Annotated in this window: 15 protein-coding genes; 7 read left to right on the top strand and 8 right to left on the bottom strand. The window is 70.5% G+C overall.

Annotation, left to right across the window (positions count from 1 at the left end; genetic code table 11):
* Window positions 1–63 precede the first annotated feature (63 nt).
* The 3 genes from ACIQBL_RS32285 to ACIQBL_RS32275 all read left to right on the top strand — a co-directional run bounded on the left by ACIQBL_RS32285 (window position 64) and on the right by ACIQBL_RS32275 (window position 4257).
* Window positions 64–2379 carry an ATP-binding protein gene (locus ACIQBL_RS32285; protein ID WP_401947838.1) on the top strand — a complete coding sequence of 772 codons (2316 nt, stop codon included), beginning with the start codon at window positions 64–66 and terminating at the stop codon, window positions 2377–2379.
* 64 nt (window positions 2380–2443) lie between these two features.
* Window positions 2444–3430: an anti-sigma factor RsbA family regulatory protein gene (locus tag ACIQBL_RS32280; RefSeq protein ID WP_401947836.1), complete on the top strand. Its 987-nt coding sequence runs from the start codon at window positions 2444–2446 to the stop codon at window positions 3428–3430.
* A 143-nt stretch (window positions 3431–3573) separates the two neighbouring features.
* Entirely contained in the window at window positions 3574–4257 is a 684-nt protein-coding gene (locus tag ACIQBL_RS32275) for an ATP-binding protein (RefSeq protein WP_401947833.1), read from the top strand.
* Here ACIQBL_RS32275 and ACIQBL_RS32270 read toward each other — a convergent pair.
* The 3 genes from ACIQBL_RS32270 to ACIQBL_RS32260 are packed head-to-tail and all read right to left on the bottom strand — an operon-like array spanning window position 4190 to window position 6176.
* Window positions 4190–4900: a phosphatase PAP2 family protein gene (locus tag ACIQBL_RS32270; RefSeq protein ID WP_401947830.1), complete on the bottom strand. Its 711-nt coding sequence runs from the start codon at window positions 4898–4900 to the stop codon at window positions 4190–4192. The two genes, ACIQBL_RS32275 and ACIQBL_RS32270, sit on opposite strands and share 68 nt — an antisense overlap.
* A complete protein-coding gene (locus ACIQBL_RS32265; protein WP_401947827.1) occupies window positions 4897–5502 on the bottom strand; it encodes a phosphatase PAP2 family protein in 606 nt (201 codons plus the stop codon). Before ACIQBL_RS32265 ends, ACIQBL_RS32270 begins: the two co-directional genes overlap by 4 nt.
* On the bottom strand, window positions 5499–6176 hold the full coding sequence (locus ACIQBL_RS32260) for a DedA family protein (protein ID WP_401947824.1): 678 nt from the start codon (window positions 6174–6176) through the stop codon (window positions 5499–5501). Before ACIQBL_RS32260 ends, ACIQBL_RS32265 begins: the two co-directional genes overlap by 4 nt.
* 222 nt (window positions 6177–6398) lie before the next feature.
* Here ACIQBL_RS32260 and efeU point away from each other — a divergent pair, with 222 nt between their 5' ends.
* From efeU to ACIQBL_RS32245, 3 genes are all read left to right on the top strand, one after another.
* On the top strand, window positions 6399–8423 hold the full coding sequence (gene efeU, locus ACIQBL_RS32255) for an iron uptake transporter permease EfeU (RefSeq protein ID WP_401947822.1): 2025 nt from the start codon (window positions 6399–6401) through the stop codon (window positions 8421–8423).
* Between the two features lie 56 nt (window positions 8424–8479).
* On the top strand, window positions 8480–9751 hold the full coding sequence (efeB, locus tag ACIQBL_RS32250) for an iron uptake transporter deferrochelatase/peroxidase subunit (protein WP_401947819.1): 1272 nt from the start codon (window positions 8480–8482) through the stop codon (window positions 9749–9751).
* A gap of 135 nt (window positions 9752–9886) precedes the next feature.
* On the top strand, window positions 9887–11047 hold the full coding sequence (locus ACIQBL_RS32245) for a HoxN/HupN/NixA family nickel/cobalt transporter (protein WP_401947816.1): 1161 nt from the start codon (window positions 9887–9889) through the stop codon (window positions 11045–11047).
* 3 nt (window positions 11048–11050) lie between these two features.
* Here ACIQBL_RS32245 and ACIQBL_RS32240 read toward each other — a convergent pair whose 3' ends face one another.
* The 5 genes from ACIQBL_RS32240 to ACIQBL_RS32220 all read right to left on the bottom strand — a co-directional run bounded on the left by ACIQBL_RS32240 (window position 11051) and on the right by ACIQBL_RS32220 (window position 15799).
* Window positions 11051–11395 carry a hypothetical protein gene (locus ACIQBL_RS32240; protein ID WP_401947813.1) on the bottom strand — a complete coding sequence of 115 codons (345 nt, stop codon included), beginning with the start codon at window positions 11393–11395 and terminating at the stop codon, window positions 11051–11053.
* A 75-nt stretch (window positions 11396–11470) separates the two neighbouring features.
* Window positions 11471–12430 carry a hypothetical protein gene (locus tag ACIQBL_RS32235; RefSeq protein WP_401947811.1) on the bottom strand — a complete coding sequence of 320 codons (960 nt, stop codon included), beginning with the start codon at window positions 12428–12430 and terminating at the stop codon, window positions 11471–11473.
* A 10-nt stretch (window positions 12431–12440) separates the two neighbouring features.
* Complete coding sequence (locus ACIQBL_RS32230; protein WP_401947809.1) at window positions 12441–13913, bottom strand: APC family permease; 1473 nt, start codon at window positions 13911–13913, stop codon at window positions 12441–12443.
* Window positions 13914–14129: 216 nt separating this feature from the next.
* Window positions 14130–15533, bottom strand: coding sequence for a Si-specific NAD(P)(+) transhydrogenase (gene sthA / locus ACIQBL_RS32225; protein WP_401947807.1), 1404 nt, complete (start codon window positions 15531–15533; stop codon window positions 14130–14132).
* Between the two features lie 68 nt (window positions 15534–15601).
* Window positions 15602–15799: a hypothetical protein gene (locus tag ACIQBL_RS32220; RefSeq protein ID WP_401947805.1), complete on the bottom strand. Its 198-nt coding sequence runs from the start codon at window positions 15797–15799 to the stop codon at window positions 15602–15604.
* Window positions 15800–15952: 153 nt separating this feature from the next.
* On the opposite strand from ACIQBL_RS32220, the gene ACIQBL_RS32215 reads away from it, so the two are divergent.
* Window positions 15953–17788, top strand: coding sequence for a glycoside hydrolase family 15 protein (locus ACIQBL_RS32215; protein ID WP_401947803.1), 1836 nt, complete (start codon window positions 15953–15955; stop codon window positions 17786–17788).
* Window positions 17789–17798 lie beyond the last annotated feature (10 nt).

Here is a 17798-nt window from a genome sequence, read left to right as displayed (position 1 = left end):
GCGAGGCCACGGCGGGCACCGGGCGTACCACTTTCGGAGGCGGGACCGATGGTGCAGGTATCCGTGACAAGGGGAACCACCGGCCCACCCGTCAGGACGTCGAGCTTCGTCGGCAGGCGTCAGGAGGTCGCCGAGGTCAAACGCCTGGTGGCCGCCCACCGGTTGGTGAGTCTGACCGGGACGGCCGGAGTGGGCAAGACGAGGCTGGTGCTGCACGCCGTGCCCCGGCTGGCGCGGGGGTTCGCCGACGGGGTGCACATCGTCCAGCTGGCCGGTGTGCGGGACGCTTCGCTGGTGCCGCTCGCCCTGATCGAGGCGCTCAACATCCGTGACGTGTCCGGTCGTTCACCGATGCGGGTCCTCGTCGACCATCTCCAGGACCGGGAGTCGCTCCTGGTCCTGGACAACTGCGAACACCTGGCGGACGCGTGCGCACACCTCGTCGAGGTGCTGCTCGCGGAGACCGCGGGGGTGCGGGTGCTGGCCACCAGCAGACATCCGCTGGACGTGCCCGCCCAACACGTCCTGGAATTACAGCCGTTGGCGACTCCCACGCCGGGCGAGCCGTTGCCTCCGAAACCCGCGCTGGAGTACCCGGCACTGGCCCTGTTCGCCGACCGGGCCGCGGCCGTCCTGCCCGGGTTCCAGCTCACCGCCGCCAACCAGGACGCGGTGGCCGCCCTGTGCCGACGGCTCGACGGACTGCCGCTCGCGATCGAACTCGCGGCGGTACGGATGCGCGCCCTCGGCGTACAGCAGCTGCTCGAACGGCTCGACCGCCGCTACCGGTTGCTGGCCGACAGCGGGGAGAACGGGCAGGCACTGTCCCGGCACCGCACCCTGCGCGCGGCCGTCGACTGGAGCCACGACCTGTGCACCCCCGGGGAACGGGCGGTGTGGGCGCGCGCTTCCGTCTTCGCCGGGAGCTTCGACCTGGGCGCGGCGGAGGAGGTCTGCGCCGGGCCCGGCCTCGACCGTGACGCGATGGTGGACGCCGTCGCCGGCCTGGTGGACAAGTCGCTGCTGGTCCGGGACGGTGACGCCGTCCACGCCCGGTACCGGATGCTGGAGTCGATCCGGCAGTACGGCCTCGACCGGCTCCGCGAGGACGCCACCGGCGCGGAGGAAGCGGCCCGGCGCCGGGTGCGGGACTGGTGCCTGGACTTCGTCGAGGAGTGCGAGCGGCGCTGGTTCGGCCCCGACCAGCCGGAGTTGATACGGCGACTGCACGCCGAGTCGGATCTCCTCCGCTCGGCGTTCGAGTTCTGTCTGAACACCCCGGGCGAGCTGCGGGCCGGGTTGAAGATCGCCGGGCACCTGTGGTTCTTCTGGTTCGCGACCGGCGCCCTGGTCGAGGGCAGGTACTGGCTGGAGCGACTCCTCGCCGTCGCTCCCGAGCCGTCCGTCGCACGGGCGCGGGCACTGTGGACCCTGGCCCTGATGCTGCTCAGCCAGGGCAACGCCGCCAGGGGCGCGCCCCTCGCCGAGGAGGCCCGCGAACTGGCCCTGCGCCTCGGCGACGAGGCCGAGGTGGCGCACAGCTTCTTCGGCCGGGGCGGCGCCCGCCTGATCAGCGGCGACTACGGCAGGGCCCGCGAGGTGTACGAGGAGGCGCTCTCCCGGCCGCCGTGCGAGGGCGAGTCGATGAGCCTGGTCGGCTTCAAGTACGTGGAGCTGGCCCATGTCCTCGCCATCCAGGGCGAGTACGACCGGGCCATGGCCCTGTGCGAGGAGTTCCGGCTGATCTGCGTGGCCCACGGCGAACAGTGGGTCCACTCCTACCTCCTGCGCATCCTCGCCTTCGCCGAGTGGGCCGAGGGGGACCGGGCGGCGGCCAGGACCCACGCCCGGGAGTGCCTGCGGCTCAAGCGGGTCGTCGGCGACGTGTTCGGCACCGGGATGACACTGGAACTGCTCGCCGCCGTCCACGCGCGCGACGGCGAGGGCAGGCCCGCCGCCGTGCTGCTGGGCGCCGCCGAACGGATCTGGCAGGACGCCCACGTCGCCCTGGACCGCACCCCCTCCCACGGCCCGGTGCGCACCGAGGCGGAGGAAGGCGCCCGCGCGCTGCTGGGCGACGCGTTCGAGAACGCCTGCCGCGAAGGCCTCGAACTCACGCTGGACGACGCGGTGGGCTACGCGCTGGGCGAGCGTGAGTCGCCCGCCCGGCAGGTGCTCGACAGCCCGCTCACCCGCCGCGAGACGCAGGTCGCCGAACTGATCGCGGAGGGACTCACCAACCAGCAGATCGCCGACCGGCTGGTCGTCGCGCTGCGGACGGCGGAGGGCCATGTGGAGCGCATCCTCAGCAAGTTGGGCTTCACCTCCCGCAGCCAGGTCGCCGTCTGGGCGGAGGCACGCCGGGCCACGCGCCCCTGACGCCGTGGAGCCACCACGTACGACGAACGAGCCGCGTACCACGAACGAAGGGAAAGGCAGACAGATGGACCAAGGAGCCCCCGCACCGCGCACCGCGCCCCTCCCACCCGTCAAGCACCACGCCGGCATCCACTCGTCCGACGAGGAGTTCCTGGTGGTGGTGGTGCCGTTCCTCAGGGAGGCCGTCGCCGCCGACGACGAACCGGATCCGGTGGCCATCACCACCGCGCGCAAACTGGACCTGCTGCGGGACGCGCTCGGCCCGGACGCCCGCCAGGTCGACTTCCGCGACTCCGCGCGGTGGTACCGCGGAAGCCCCGCGAACAGCATGGCCACCGCCCTCGACTACTACGTCACGCACGCGAACCCCGAGGGCCGCCTCCACATGACGGGCGAACCCGTCTGGGACGGCCGCTCGCCACGCCAGATCCCCGAGTGGAAGCGCTACGAGGCACTCGCCACCGAACTCTTCACCGGCGCCCCGCCCGACCTGATGTGCCTGTACGACACCCGGACCGCACCGCCCGACGTCGTCGACGCCGCCCGGCACACCCACCCGACGGAACTGACCCGGCACGGCGTCCGGCCCAGCCCCCTCTTCACGGAGCCCGCCGTCTACGCGACCCAGGGCCTCGGCCCACTGCCCGCGCCGCCGGAGGACGCGGTCGGGGTCGGCCTCGACGGGGACCTGACCGCCGGTCACCGGTTCGCGGCGGACCAGGCGCGGGCCCGCGGCATGGCACCGGGCGCGGCGGCCCGCTTCGGGCAGGCCGTGTCGGGCGCCACGCGCTACGCGGCGTCCCAGGGCTGCGACCGCGCGCATCTGCGGCTGTGGTCGATCCGGCAGCGCATCATCTGCGAACTGCGCACCCCGCGAGGCCGCATCACCGACCCCTTCCTCGGCTTCCGGCCGCCGGGTGCCGAACTCCGGCCGGAGGACGGGCTCTGGCACACCCGCCAGGTCTGCGAGTTCGTGGACATGCGCTCCGGCGACGAGACGCGGGAAGGCTGGACCATCCGTATGGAGACGGCCCTCGTCACGGCAGGTTGACGAACCGGCCCGCGGATTCGGGTAGTTCCCCCCGTGCCCCGAGGGACACGGTGGGCGCATGGTGGACACGAGGCCGGGACCTTGCGCGGACCCGGCCTCGCACCGCACGGACCGAACGCCCCTGGGGCCGAAGGGAAACGACCATGCCGAACGACCGTCCACGCGGCCTGCCGACCGCGGGCGACGGCTGCACCACGATCCTGGGCCCGGGAAAGTCCTCGGTCCGCCACGCGAGGGAACTCGTCCGCAAGCGGCTTGCCGAATACGGCCTCCAGAGCCTGGTGGACATCGCGGAACTGCTGGTCAGCGAACTCGCCACCAACGCGGTCATGCACGCCGGCGGGCGCTACCGGCTCACCCTGTCCCTGGGAATCGGCATACTGCGCTGCGAGGTGGCGGACGAGCGGCGACACCTTCCCCGACCACTGCACCGGCAGCCCGACAGCGACGAGAACCCCGACGCCGACAGCGAGAACGGCCGCGGTCTCTTCCTGGTCGACGCACTCGCCCACCGCTGGGGCAGCCGCCTCGTCGAGGAGGGCAAGGAAGTCTGGTTCGAGCTGCGGCTCGACACACCCGACGGCACGGACGAAACGGTCGAGGCGGAGGCACGCACCCCGGTACAGACCCGGCCGCGACCGGAGACCGACCGCACCGAGCCGCACCACGAGCGAGTGGACCACCGCTACAGCCCCGACGGCGAGCGCACCGAAGACCTCGGACTGATCGGCCGGTGCCACCAACGACGCCGGCCGAGCCCTACAGCACCGGCCCCGGGGGCGCATGCTCCTCCCGTGGCGGTACGGCCCCGTCCGCCCGGTCCGTGACCAGTCGCGTCGGCAGCCACCAGGCCGCCGCGCACAGGTACACGCCGAGCCAGCCGGCGGCGAACAGCCAGCCGCCGAGCACATCGGTGAACCAGTGCACGCCCAGATACACACGGGTCAGCCCGACCAGCGCGCCCCAGCAGCCGACGGCCAGACAGAGCGCGGTCCTCCCGTGCGGGGCGCGCACACGTATCGCGAGGATCAGCAGTCCGGCGGTGAGCGCCGACGTGGTGGTGTGGCCGGAGGGGAAGGACCAGCCCGAGGCGTGCCCGGCCCAGTTGCCCAGTGCCGGGCGGGGGCGCGCGATCAGTTCCATCACGCCGTAGCGCAGGCCCTGGCCCGAGGCGAGGCAGGCCGGGGCCAGGGTCGCGGCGATCAGGCGTTGCCGTGCGGTGCGGCCGGTGAGGAGTGCGGCGACGACGAGGAGGGCGTACGGGATGACGCCCGTGCCGGTCGCGCTCAGACCGCGGGCCACCGCCAGCGCCATGTCCGGGCGGTGTGCGACGGACCAGGACAGCGCGTCCTCGTCCGTGAACAGCGGAGTGCCCTCGTGTCCGATCACGACCAGGGTCAGCACGCCGAACGCGGTCCAGGCGCCGATGCCCGCGCTGCCCGCCAGTTCGGCGATGTCCTTGCGGTTCATGACATCAGCAGCGGTCGCAGCCGGCCGGCCGTGATCCGCTGTACCAGGGACTCCGGCCGCCGCCTCAGCAGCACCATCGCGCCGAGCGCGAGGAGGGCGCCGACCGTCACGCCCGCCACGACGTCGTGCGGATAGTGGACCCCGACCCAGACCCGGGAACCCGCCATCGCGAGCGCGGCCACGACCGCGACGGCACCGAGCCGGCGGGAGACGAAGAACAGGGCGACGGCAGCCGCGGCGGCGATGGTCGCGTGGTTGCTGGGGAAGGACCAGTCGCCCTGCGCCGGACACGCCTCCAGCGTGGCGACCCGCAGGGTCTGACAGGGGCGGTTCTCCCGCACCAGCGTCTTCAGCAGTGAGTCGATGCCGTACGCGGCCACCACGACCACCGGCACGGCCAGCGCCGTCATCGCCGCGTCGGCACCGACCCGGCGCGCCCGCCACCAGCCCACGACCATCAGCACGGCGAACACCGCGAGCCCGTACGTCGACCACGCCGAGACCGTGCTGTCCAGCCAACCCGGGGCGTGCTGGGCGGAGTTGACCACATCCGTGTATTCCTCGCCGTCGATCGACGACCCCTCGAACGCGACGAGGATCATCCGCGCACCTCCCCGGCCTTGGCGGCGCGAGCGGCCTTGCGGGAGCGGTACACCTCGGCGGCGAGCGGGAGCAGCGACACGATCACGATCAGGGCGACCATGGGCAGCAGGTACTTGTCGACGTTCGGGATCGAGGAACCCAGCGCGTACCCGGCGAGTGTCAGGCCCAGGCTCCACACCAGGCCGCCGGCCACCTGCCACACGGTGAACGTCCGCAGGGGCACCTGGAGGGCGCCCGCCATCGGGTTCAGGACCGTGCGCACCACGGGCACGAAGCGGGCCAGCACGATCGCCTTCGCGTAGCCGTAACGCTCCAGCAGCTCCTCGGCCCGCCGGGCGCCTTCGTGCAAGTGGGCCGAGCGGCTGCGGGCGAGCAGCGCGCCGCCCGCCTTCCGGCCCAGCAGATAGCCGCACTGCGCTCCGGCGAGCGCGCCCACGGCAGCCGCGACCAGGAGGGGCGGCAGCGACAGCTTCACGGCTCTGTCGGCGCCGCCGGTGCACAGCAGACCCGCCGTGAACAGCAGCGAATCGCCGGGCAGGAAGAACCCGACCAGCAGCCCCGTCTCGGCGAACATCACCACGCCGACGCCCAGCACACCGAAGGCGGCCAGCAGCGACTTGGCGTCCAGCACGTTGACGGCGAGCTGGGACGCCAGGTCCAAGGGTGTGGTCATCGTCGCGAGCCCCTTCGCCGATGGTCGGATGTCTCGTACGACATCCATCTCTGACTACAAATCTGTAGACGGTCTACTCAACTGTAGACGATGTCGGCGGGCGAGAAGTTCCGCTCTTTTGCCCGTCCATTACCGCTTCATGACTGACTGACTACACGCATGTAGTCATGATGGTCCGCGAAGTAAGGCATGCCTTCACTAACCCAGGAGGGGTCGCACCCAATGTGGGACGACGCGTTTCCGAGCTTTCTGATCGGGCTCAGGGAGGGACTGGAGGCCGGGCTCATCGTCTCGATCCTGGTCGCCACCCTCGTCCGCGCCGATGCCAAGTCCCGCCTGCCGCAGGTGTGGACGGGCGTCCTGGCGGCCATCGCCCTCGCGATGAGCTTCGGCGCGGTGCTCACCTTCACCGCGGCGAACCTCTCGGCCACGGCCCAGGAGGCGTTCGGCGGTGTCCTCAGCGTGATCGCCGTCGCGTTCGTCACCGCGATGGTGTTCTGGATGCGCCGCTCGGCCCGTACCCTCTCCGGCGAGATCAAGGAGAAGGTCACCGGCGCGCTCACCATGGGCGCGGGCGTGCTGATGCTCACCTCGTTCCTCGCGGTGGGCCGCGAGGGCCTGGAGACGGCCCTGTTCCTGTGGACCACCGCCCGCGCGGCCGGTGAGTCCGCGGGCCCCCTGACCGGCGCCGCGATCGGGCTGGTCCTCGCGGCGGCCCTGTGCTGGGGCCTGTACCGCCGGGTCCTCAGGATCAACCTGGCGAAGTTCTTCACCGCCACCGGCGCCGTCCTCATCGTCATCGCGGCCGGCGTCCTCGGCTACGGCCTGCGCGACCTCCAGGAAGGCGGCGTCCTCCCCGGCCGGACCGCCTACGCCTTCGACCTCAGCGGCAGCGTCGACGCCGGCTCCTGGTACAGCACCCTCATCCAGGGCGTCTTCAACCTGATGCCGACGATGACCTGGCTCCAGGTGGTGGGCTACGTCGGCTACCTCGCCGTCGTGATGTCCCTGTTCGTGCGGGGCGTCCGGACCAGGACACCCGTGCGCGAACCCGCCGAGGGACGCGAGCCCAGGGTGTCCTCGCGCCGCCGCCCCGCCTGGGTCGTCCCCGTCGCCGTGGTCGCCGTACCGGCGGTCGTCGCCGGTCTCGTCGTCGCCCTCGCCCGTCCCAAGCCCGCGAGTTCCCAGACGGTGGCCGTCTCCGCGACCGAGTGCGGCAAGGGCTTCACCGCGCCCGACACCGGACGGCAGACCTTCCAGATGCACAACACCGGCGACAAGACGGCCGAGGTGTATCTGATCGACCCGGCCACCAACGCCGTATACGGCGAGGTCGAGGGCCTGGCCCCCGGCACCACCCGGGACCTGGTCGCGACCGTCGCGGGCGGCTCGTACGCCTGGCGCTGCGTGCCGACCGGCGCGAAGGCCGTCACCTCCGCCACGGTCCACGTCAGTGGCGGGGGAGGAGCGGTGAAGGCGGTCGTCCCCATCTCCGAGAGCGACCTCGCCGCACCTCTGAAGGCCTACAAGGCCTACGTCGACCAGGGCCTGGCCACCCTAGAAACCCAGACCCGGCAGCTCGGCGCCGACATCGCGGGCAACCACCTCGGCAAGGCGCGCACCGACTGGCTGACCGCGCACCGTACTTACTCCTCTCTCGGTGCCGCCTACGGGACGTTCGAGGACTTCGACAAGAAGATCAACGGCCGGGCCGACGGACTGGCCGGGGGAGTCGGGGACAAGGACTTCGCGGGCTTCCACCGCATCGAGTACGGGCTGTGGCACGGGCAGCCGGCGAGCGAGCTGAAGGTCCCCGCGCAGCAACTCGCCACCGCGGTCGTGGGGTTGAGGACGGCGTTCCCCACCCAGGACTTCGATCCCGGCGACCTGCCGCTGCGGGCCCACGAAATCCTGGAGAACGCCCTGCAGTTCGAGCTGACCGGCGACACCGACGAGGGCAGCGGCACCAACCTCGCCACCGTCGACGCCAACCTCGCCGGCACCCGCGAGCTGCTCACCGTACTCGAGCCGCTGCTGACGAAGGAGTCCCCGAAGCTGCTCCCCACGGTGGACGCCGACATCGCGCGGCTGCAGAAGCTGCTCGACTCGGCGCACCGGGACGGCAGTTGGACGCCCGTCGAGCAGCTCGACCAGGCGACCCGGGCCCGGCTCAACGGCGCCACCGGGCAGTTGCTGGAGGACCTGGCGCCGGTGCCGGACCTCCTGGAGATCAGGAAGTCCGCCTGATGAGCGCCGAGAACACACGCGGTACCGAGAACATTCGTCGTGAAGGGAACCGTCCGATGCCGTCTGCTGAAACCCCGGGCTGCCCGGCCGGAGCCGGTCGCCGCTCCTTCGTCCGGACGGCGCTCGGTGCCGGGGCCGCCGGAGCGGTGCTGGCCGGCGGGGCGTTCGCGCTCGCCGAGACCGGAGGCACGGCCCAGGCGCAGGCCGCGGACACCACGAACGCCGCGAAGGTGCCCTTCCACGGCACCCATCAGGCGGGCATCCTCACCCCCACCCCGGCCGCCGCGACCTTCGTCTCCCTCGACGTGATCGCCGACAACCGCGCCGAACTGGCCGAGCTGCTGCGCACGATCACCGAACGGGCCCGTTTCCTGACCTCCGGCGGTACCCCCGACGACCTCGGCGTCGGCGCGCCGCCCGCCGACAACGGCATCCTCGGACCGGACGTCCCCGCCGACGCCCTCACGGTCACCGTCGGCGTGGGCGCGTCCCTGTTCGACGACCGCTACGGACTGGCCAAGGCCAAGCCGCGCCGGCTGACCCCGATGAAGACGTTCCCGAACGACAACCTGCGCGCCGCCGAGTGCCACGGAGACCTGTCGCTCCAGGTGTGCGGCGCCCGTCAGGACACGGTGCTGCACGCGCTGCGCGACATCGCCCGGCACACCCGGGGCGGCATGCAGATCAAGTGGCGGATCGACGGCTTCCAGAACACCCCGCGTCCCACCGGCGCCCAGCGCAACCTGCTCGGTTTCAAGGACGGCATAGCCAACCCGGACGTGACGTCCGCCCGCGAGACCGACCGGCTGATCTGGGTCGGCGACGGACAGGGCGAGCCGTCCTGGGCGAGTGGCGGCAGCTACCAGGTGATCCGGATCATTCGCATGCTGGTCGAGTTCTGGGACCGGGTCTCGCTGAGCGAGCAGGAGCTGATGTTCGGCCGCCGCAAGGACACCGGCGCCCCGCTGGACGGCGCCAAGGAGACCGACATCCCGCAGTACGCCAAGGACCCCAAGGGCACGGCGATCCCGCTCGACGCCCATATCCGCCTCGCCAACCCGCGCACCGCGGCCACCGACACCTCACGCGTCCTGCGCCGGGGCTACAACTACGACCGGGGCATCGACGCCGTCGGCAACCTCGACATGGGCCTGGTCTTCTGCTGCTACCAGCAGGACGTGCACCGGCAGTTCGAGGCGACCCAGACGCGGCTGATCGACGAACCCCTGGTCGACTACATCTCCCCGACGGGCGGCGGCTACTTCTACGCGCTGCCCGGCGTGAAGGACGCCAAGGACTGGCTCGGGCGGGGGTTGATGGCGATCTGACCTGGGAGTTTACCTTTCCTTGGTGAAGACCTGCCGTGGTCTTTGCCGAGCGTTACTGCGAATGGGTTGCAGGTGCGGGAGGATGGCGCGAGGTTGCAGTCCGCGACCGCGTACCCGGAAGAAAGACCCTCCTCGATGACGGCCGCCCCTGAGTCCACTTCCACCCTCCCTGCCACGGCCGGGGCGCTGCCCTCGGTCTGGTACCGCGTGCGGACGTCCATGACGCGGCAGGAGTGGACCAGGGTCGGCGGCATGGCCGCGTTCATCCTCGGACTGCATGTGATCGGCTGGTTCACGCTCGTGTGGATCGTGGCGCCCGGGCACTACAGCGTCGGCGAGAAGTCCTTCGGCATCGGCATGGGTGTAACGGCGTACACCCTCGGCATGCGGCACGCGTTCGACGCGGACCACATCGCCGCGATCGACAACACCACCCGCAAGCTGATGAGCGAGGGCCGGCGACCGCTGTCGGTCGGCTTCTGGTTCTCGCTCGGCCACTCCAGCATCGTCTTCGGCCTGACCCTCCTGCTCTCCCTCGGGGTCAAGGCCCTGGCCGGACCGGTCCGCGACGACAACTCCCAACTGCACGACGTCACCGGCCTCATCGGCACGACGGTCTCGGGCACGTTCCTCTATGTCATCGCCGGCATCAACCTCGTCATCCTGGTCGGCATCTGGAAGGTGTTCCGCCAGATGCGCTCGGGCCACTACGACGAGGCCGCGCTGGAGGAGCAGCTCAACAACCGCGGCTTCATGAACCGCATCCTCGGCCGCTTCATGAAGTCGATCACCAAGTCCTGGCAGATGTACCCGCTGGGCCTGCTGTTCGGCCTCGGCTTCGACACGGCGACCGAGATCGCGCTCCTCGTGCTCGCCGGTTCGGGCGCGGCGTCCGGCCTGCCCTGGTACGCGATCCTGTGCCTGCCGGTCCTGTTCGCCGCCGGTATGTCGCTCCTGGACACGATCGACGGCACGTTCATGAACTTCGCCTACGGCTGGGCCTTCTCCAAGCCCGTCCGCAAGGTCTACTACAACCTCACGATCACGGGCCTGTCCGTCGCGGTCGCCCTCATCATCGGCACGGTCGAACTCCTCGGCCTGTTCGCCGAGAAGCTCGACCTGCACGGCTTCTTCTGGGACTGGGTCGCGGGCCTCGACCTCAACGTCATCGGCTTCCTCATCGTCGGCCTGTTCTTCGCGACCTGGGTCGTGGCCCTGCTGGTGTGGAAGTTCGGCCGTATCGAGGACAAGTGGACGGCGGGCCTGGCCCAGCCCGCGGAACAGCCCGCCGAATAGCGGCTATTCGGCGGTGAGTTCCGCGAGCTGCTCGGCGGCGGTGACATTGCCCCCGGCGGCGAGACGGCGCAGCTCGTCCAAGTCGTCCAGCTCGGTGGCGAGTTCGATCAGCTGGTCGGTGGCGGTCGCGTCGCCGGTGTCGGCGAGCCGTCGCAGCTCGGCCAGATCACCCCGTTCGGCGGCGAGTTGGACGAGCTCGTCGGCCGCGTCCGGGTTCCCGGAGTCGGCGAGACGCCGCAGCTCCTTCATGTCCCCCAGTTCCCCGGCGAGTTGGACCAGCTCGCCGGCGGCGTCCGTGTCACCGCTCTCGGCGCGCTCCCGCAGGGCGGACAGCTCGGAGTCGGTCATGAGGTACGACCTCCTGGTGCGGGCGGCAGGCGCCGCGTGCTCTGTGTGGATCGCGTATCAGGTCCACAGCCCCTCTCACGACCGTACCCCCACCTCCTTCCGCCACTTCACGATCTGCTTCTCCGCGTCCCCGGTGTACGACCACGGCGTCGATGTCGCCCGGCGCCCCAGCAGGCCCAGCACGGCAGCCGAGACGTCCTTCGTCCCCGCGTAACAGGCCGCGTGCGCGAGGTAGTTGAGGTCCCGGAGTTCGCCGGGCGGGATCGCGCCGTCCTCACGGGTGGCCGGCCAGCGCTGCCAGGTGCGGTGTACGTCGCTGACGGCGCCGTCGTGGGTCCAGTGCTGGCCGAGACCGACCGCGGCCTGCCGGCCCTTCGCCGCGTGGAGGACGTAGCGGTACTCCTCGACACGCGCGTACTGCACCAGCACCGGCAGCGCGCAGCCGGGCGGTGCCACACCCGCCGCGTCGCGGGCGAAGTCGTACATGAGGCCGTGGCTGCCGTGCCAGCGGGAGGAGTAGTAGTGGAGGACCTGGAGATGGCCCTCGACGCTGTAGGGGTCGCGGCGGTGCAGCTCGTCCCACCAGCGGGCGAGTTCCTGCCGTCGCACTCCCGACGGATAGAGGCGGGCCACGGAGATCAGCGAGATCCATGGGGTGGGGTCGTCGGGATACGACTCCGAGGCCTGGAGACACGCCATCACGGCGCCGTCGATACGGTTCCGGTCGATCGGTACGCCCCGGCCCGCCGCGATGGCCAGGTTGAAGGCGCGGGCGGTCTCCGTCGCCGCGCGCAAGGTGAGCGCGTCGCCGCTGTGGGGTTCCGCGGCCAGCCACGACTCCACCGTCGAACTGCTCGCGCAGGCCTGGGCGAGCGTCCGGATCCGGTGGCCCCGGCTGAGCCAGTGCGCGCCGGTGATCCGCAGCAGCTCCCGCAGGCCCTGCCAGCGGCCGATGACGATGTCGTGCCGGGCGGAACTGAGGGCCGCGTCCCCGCAGTCGGGGTCGAAGTCGGGGGAGAAGCGGTCTCGCGCCATCGGGTGCCCCTCAGAAGTCGGTCGGGAGACCCTGATGGACCCGGGACCGTTCGGGCACGAAGTCGTCGGGGACGTAGTCCGTCTCGACGGTGTGGGAGGCGTCGAGGCGCGCGGGCCGGTAGTAGTCGCTGCCCTGCCGCCAGTACCAGAGCATCGGGATCACGCCTACCGCCAGGCCGCCGATACCGATGGCGATCGCCGCGTCGCTCAGGCTGCCCAGCGACTCGACGAAGATCCAGAACATGAACACGGCGCCGAACAGCGGCCACAGCCCGCCGAACAGGAAGTTCGCCGCCGACTTGAAGAGCATCTTGCGGTACGCGACGACCACCGCGAGGCCCGCCAGGCCGTAGTACACGGCGATCTGAAGACCGATCGCCGAGATCGCGTCGACGAGGATCTCACCCACCGAACCGAGCGCGTTGGACGCGATGAACATCACCAGCGCCACCCCGCCGACCACGGTGATCGCCACCCAGGGAGTGTTCCAGGTGCGGTGGACGCGGCCCAGCGCGGTCGGCATCGTACGGTCGCGGCCCATCGCGAACAGCGAACGCGTGACCTGGATGAGCGTGGTCTCCAGGGTGGCGATCGTGGACAGCATCACCGCCACGATCAGCAGCTTGCCGCCCCAGCCCGGCCACAGGTCGTCGCCGAGGACGGCCAGTACGTTGGCCTTGTTGCTCTCGATCTGCCGCGAGGTCAGGACGACGTTCACCGCGATGGTGAACACCTCGAAGAGCAGGAAGACGATGCCGACGCCGATCAGGCCCGCGAGTCCTGTCGTACGACGGCTGTTGCGGGTCTCCTCGCTGAGGTTGCTGGTGACGTCCCAACCCCAGTAGTAGAACGCGGCGATGAGCGCGCCCGACGCGAAGCCGGACACCCCGTCGAAGTGGCTGAAGCCCAGCCAGGACCAGTCGAAGGCGCGCGCGGTGTCGGAGTGGATGACCGCCAGCGCCGCGAACAGTGCCAGGATGCCCAGCTCGACACCGGACATGACGAGCTGCGCCCGGACCGTCAGGCGGGCACCGCCGAGCACCACGAGCAGCATGATCACGAACCAGGCGGCGCCGACCACCGTCGACAACGCGGTGTTGTCCGCGAGGCTTTGGTCGAAGAGGGCCAGGGTCATCGAGCCGGCGGGCAGCGACCCGGCGACCATGAAGATGGTCGCGGAGACCACCAGGGCCCAGCCGCTGATGAAGCCCAGAAAGGGGTGCAGGGTGCGTCCCACCCAGGAGTAACTCGCCCCCGCGTTCACGTCGATACGGCCGAGATAGCTGAACGCCAGCGCGATGCCCAGCATCGGTATCGCGCAGTAGAGAAGGGCCGCGGGGCTGGCCAGTCCGACCGCGCCGACCAGGACCGCGGTGGTCGCCGCGATCGAGTACGCCGGGGCGCTGCCCGCCACGGCCATCACCACGGTGTCGAACGTGCCGAGGGCGTTGGCCTGCAGCCCTCTGCCCCTGCTGTTGCTCATGGATGCGCTGCTTTCCGTCTTGCACGACGTGGGGGGTTGCGCGAACCGGCCCCGGACCCGGAGAGGGGTGGCCTCGGGTCAGTGGCCGGTCGGGACAACGAAAAGGGAATGGCGGACACCGCTGCGTCGGCGGACGGTCACACCGTGTGTGGGTGTGATGATAGCCGTACCTCTTGACCTTTCAAGATTGACCAGCGAGTAATCTCCTGTGAACGGTCAGTCGCCGAGTCGGTCGATCTGCCGCAGTTTGTTGGTCGCGTCGAGGGCGGCGACCTTGTAGGACTCCGCGAGCGTCGGGTAGTTGAAGACCGCGTCGACGAGATAGTCGACCGTGCCGCCGCAGCCCATCACCGACTGGCCGATGTGAATGAGCTCGGTGGCGCCGGTACCGAAGCAGTGCACGCCGAGCAGGGTGCGGTCCGTGGGGGAGACCAGCAGCTTCAGCATGCCGTGCGAGTCGCCGATGATCTGGCCGCGCGCGAGTTCGCGGTAGCGGGAGATGCCGACCTCGAACGGCACGCACTCCTCGGTGAGTTGGTCCTCGGTCTTCCCGATGAAGCTGATCTCCGGAATGGTGTAGATGCCGATCGGCTGGCGGTCGTCGATCCGGTGCACGGTCTCACCGCAGGCGTGGTATGCCGCCGTACGGCCCTGCTCCATCGAGGTCGCCGCCAGGGCCGGGAAGCCGATGACGTCGCCGACGGCGTAGATGTGCGGCACCGCGGTGCGGAAGTTCTCGTCGACGTCGATCCGGCCGCGCCGGTCGGCGGACAAGCCGGCCTTGTCCAGGTCGAGTTCGTCGGTCAGGCCCTGCCGGCCGGCGGAGTACATCACGGCGTCGGCCGGGATCTTCTTGCCGCTCTCCAGGACGGTCAGCGTGCCGTTGGCGTGCCGCTCGACGGCGGCGACGGTCTCCCCGAAGCGGAAGGTGACGGCGAGGTCCCGCAGATGGTACTTGAGCGACTCGATGACCTCCAGGTCACAGAAGTCGAGCATGCCGGCGCGCTTCTCCACCACGGTGATCTTGCTGCCGAGCGCGGCGAACATCGAGGCGTACTCCATGCCGATCACACCGGCGCCCACGATGACCATGGACCGCGGGACCTTGGGCAGGTCCAGGACGTTGTCGGAGTCCATGATGGTCTGCCCGTCGAACTCGACGGTGTCCGGCCGCGCGGGGCGGGTACCGGTGGCGATGATGATGTTCTCGGCGGTCAACAGCCGTTCGTGGCCCGTGACATCGGTCAGCGCGATGGTGTGCGGGTCGACGAAGCGGCCCGTGCCGGCGAACAGGGAGACCTGGTTGCGGGACAACTGGTTGCGGATGACGTCGACTTCGCGGCTGACCACGTGCTGGGTCCGCGCGGTGAGGTCGCCGACGGTGATGTCGTCCTTCAGGCGGTAGCTCTGCCCGTACAGATCGCGCTGGGTGAGACCGGTGAGATACAGCACCGCCTCGCGCAGCGTCTTGGAGGGGATGGTCCCGGTGTGGATGGAGACCCCGCCGACCATGTCGGGGCGGTCGACGACGGCGACCCGGCGGCCGAGCTTGGCCGCGGCGATGGCGGCCTTCTGGCCGCCCGGTCCTGAACCGATGACAAGCATGTCGAAGTCGGGCACCTCCGGAGTCTGTCAGCCGGAGCGCCTCCTCCGAAAGAGCGAACCGGTAAACGGCCGCCGGACGGGCCCTAGGGAAGCAGTTTGTCCAGCGCCGCCGCCCCCTCCGCCGCGATCTTCCGCCGGGCCCACTCCAGGCTCTCCGGGGTGACATCCCGGCCGGCCGCCAGGACCACGTCCTCCGGAGCCACCTCGGTACCGGTGCGGGCGTGCAGCAGGGCGTCCGGTGTGGCGCGGTCGGCGCCTTCATCGGGTTGCGCTGTCGACATGGTGCCTCCTCGTCGGGACCGGGCACGTGCCGTGGGTCCCACTCCCACGATTCCGTGCCCGCCTCCAGTGTGCATCCGGAAGAGTGGCCGAACGAGAACCTGAACCTAAGCTGGAACCGGCCCCCGCGGGCCCGAACCAGGGAGGCTGCCGCGATGGTCGACACCCCGCCCGAGCAGGACACCCCCACCGGACCCGGATATCTGCCCATCGCCGAGCACGGACTGATCGGCGATCTGCGGAGCGTGGCCCTGGTGGGGACCAACGGCACGATCGACTGGTACTGCTGCCCGTCCTTCGACGCCCCCAGCGTCTTCGCCGCGATCCTGGACGCGGAGCGCGGCGGCTCCTTCGAGCTGGCCGCCGCCGTGCCCGCGCGCACCAAACAGTTCTACTTCCCCGACACCAACGTCCTGATCACCCGGTTCTTCACCGAGGACGGCGTCGGCGAGGTCCAGGACTTCATGCCGGTGACCAGCGAAACGGACGAGTCCGCCCGGCACCGCCTGATCCGGCGCGTGCTGTGCGTACGCGGCTCCGTCCCGTTCCGGACCCGGGTCGCCCCGAGGTTCGACTACGGCGCCGCCCCGCACACCGCGCGGATGGTCGGCGACGTGGCCCTGTTCGAGTCCGCCGAGAAGTCCCTCGCGCTGACCGCCACCGTCCCCCTGGAGTGCGACGGCGTCGACGTGTGGGCCGACTTCAAGCTCGACGAGGGCGAGTCCGAGGTGTTCGCCCTCGACCAGGTCGACGGCGAGGTGACCTCCCGCCCCTGCGCGCGGCAGGAGGCCGAGGACGAGTTCGCCACGACGGTCGCCTACTGGCGCCGCTGGCTGTCCCAGTCCCGCTACCGGGGCCGCTGGCGCGAGATGGTCCACCGCTCCGCACTCACCCTGAAGCTGCTGACGTACGCCCCCACCGGCGCGATCGTCGCCGCCCCCACCACCAGCCTCCCCGAACAGCTCGGCGGCGAGCGCAACTGGGACTACCGCTACGTCTGGATCCGCGACGCCGCCTTCTGCGTCTACGCGCTGCTGCGCCTCGGCTTCACCGGCGAGGCGAAGGCCTTCATGCAGTTCGTGACCCGCTACATCAGCCCCGGCGACGGCAACCCCTCCGGCCCGCTCCAGATCATGTACGGCATCGACGGCCGCACCGAACTCGCCGAACGCGAACTCCCCCACCTCGAAGGACACCAGAAATCCGCCCCGGTCCGCGTCGGCAACGCCGCCGCCGACCAGCTCCAACTCGACATCTACGGCGCCCTGATCGACTCCATCTACCTCTACGACAAGTGGGCCGAGCCCATCTCCAGCGACCAGTGGGACGACGTGTGCGCCCTCGTCGACTGGGTCTGCGAGAACTGGGACCAGCCCGACGAGGGGGTCTGGGAGACCCGGGGCGGACGCAAGAACTTCCTCTACTCGCGCCTGATGTGCTGGGTGGCGATCGAGCGCGCGATCCGCCTCGCCAACCGGCGCGGGCTGCCCGCCAACCTGCCGTACTGGGGCGGGTGCCGCGACACCATCTACCGCCGCATCATGGACCGCGGCTGGTCGGAGACCCGCCAGGCCTTCGTCCAGTACGAGGGCAGCGACGTGCTCGACGCCGCACTGCTGATGATGCCGCTGGCGAAGTTCATCGCGCCCACCGACCCCAAGTGGCTTTCCACACTGGACGCGTTGACCGAGGAACTGGTCTCCGACTCCCTCGTCTACCGCTACAACCCGCAGGCCAGCCCCGACGGACTGCGCGGCGACGAGGGCACGTTCTCGATCTGCTCCTTCTGGTACGTCGAGGCCATGGTCCGGGCCGGCCGCGCCGACGAGGCCCGCCTCGCCTTCGAGAAGATGCTCACCTACGCCAACCATCTCGGCCTGTACGCCGAGGAGATCGGCCGCACCGGCGAGCAACAGGGCAACTTCCCGCAGGCGTTCACCCATCTCGCCCTGATCAGCGCCGCGTTCAACCTGGACCGGGCGCTCGGCTGATCGGTCTGTG

It is taken from the genome of Streptomyces sp. NPDC088350, assembly GCF_044753545.1.
Classification (GTDB): Bacteria; Actinomycetota; Actinomycetes; order Streptomycetales; family Streptomycetaceae; genus Streptomyces.
The sequence above is the reverse complement of the archived record's forward strand: the minus strand, read 5'-3'. Positions and strand labels throughout refer to the sequence as shown.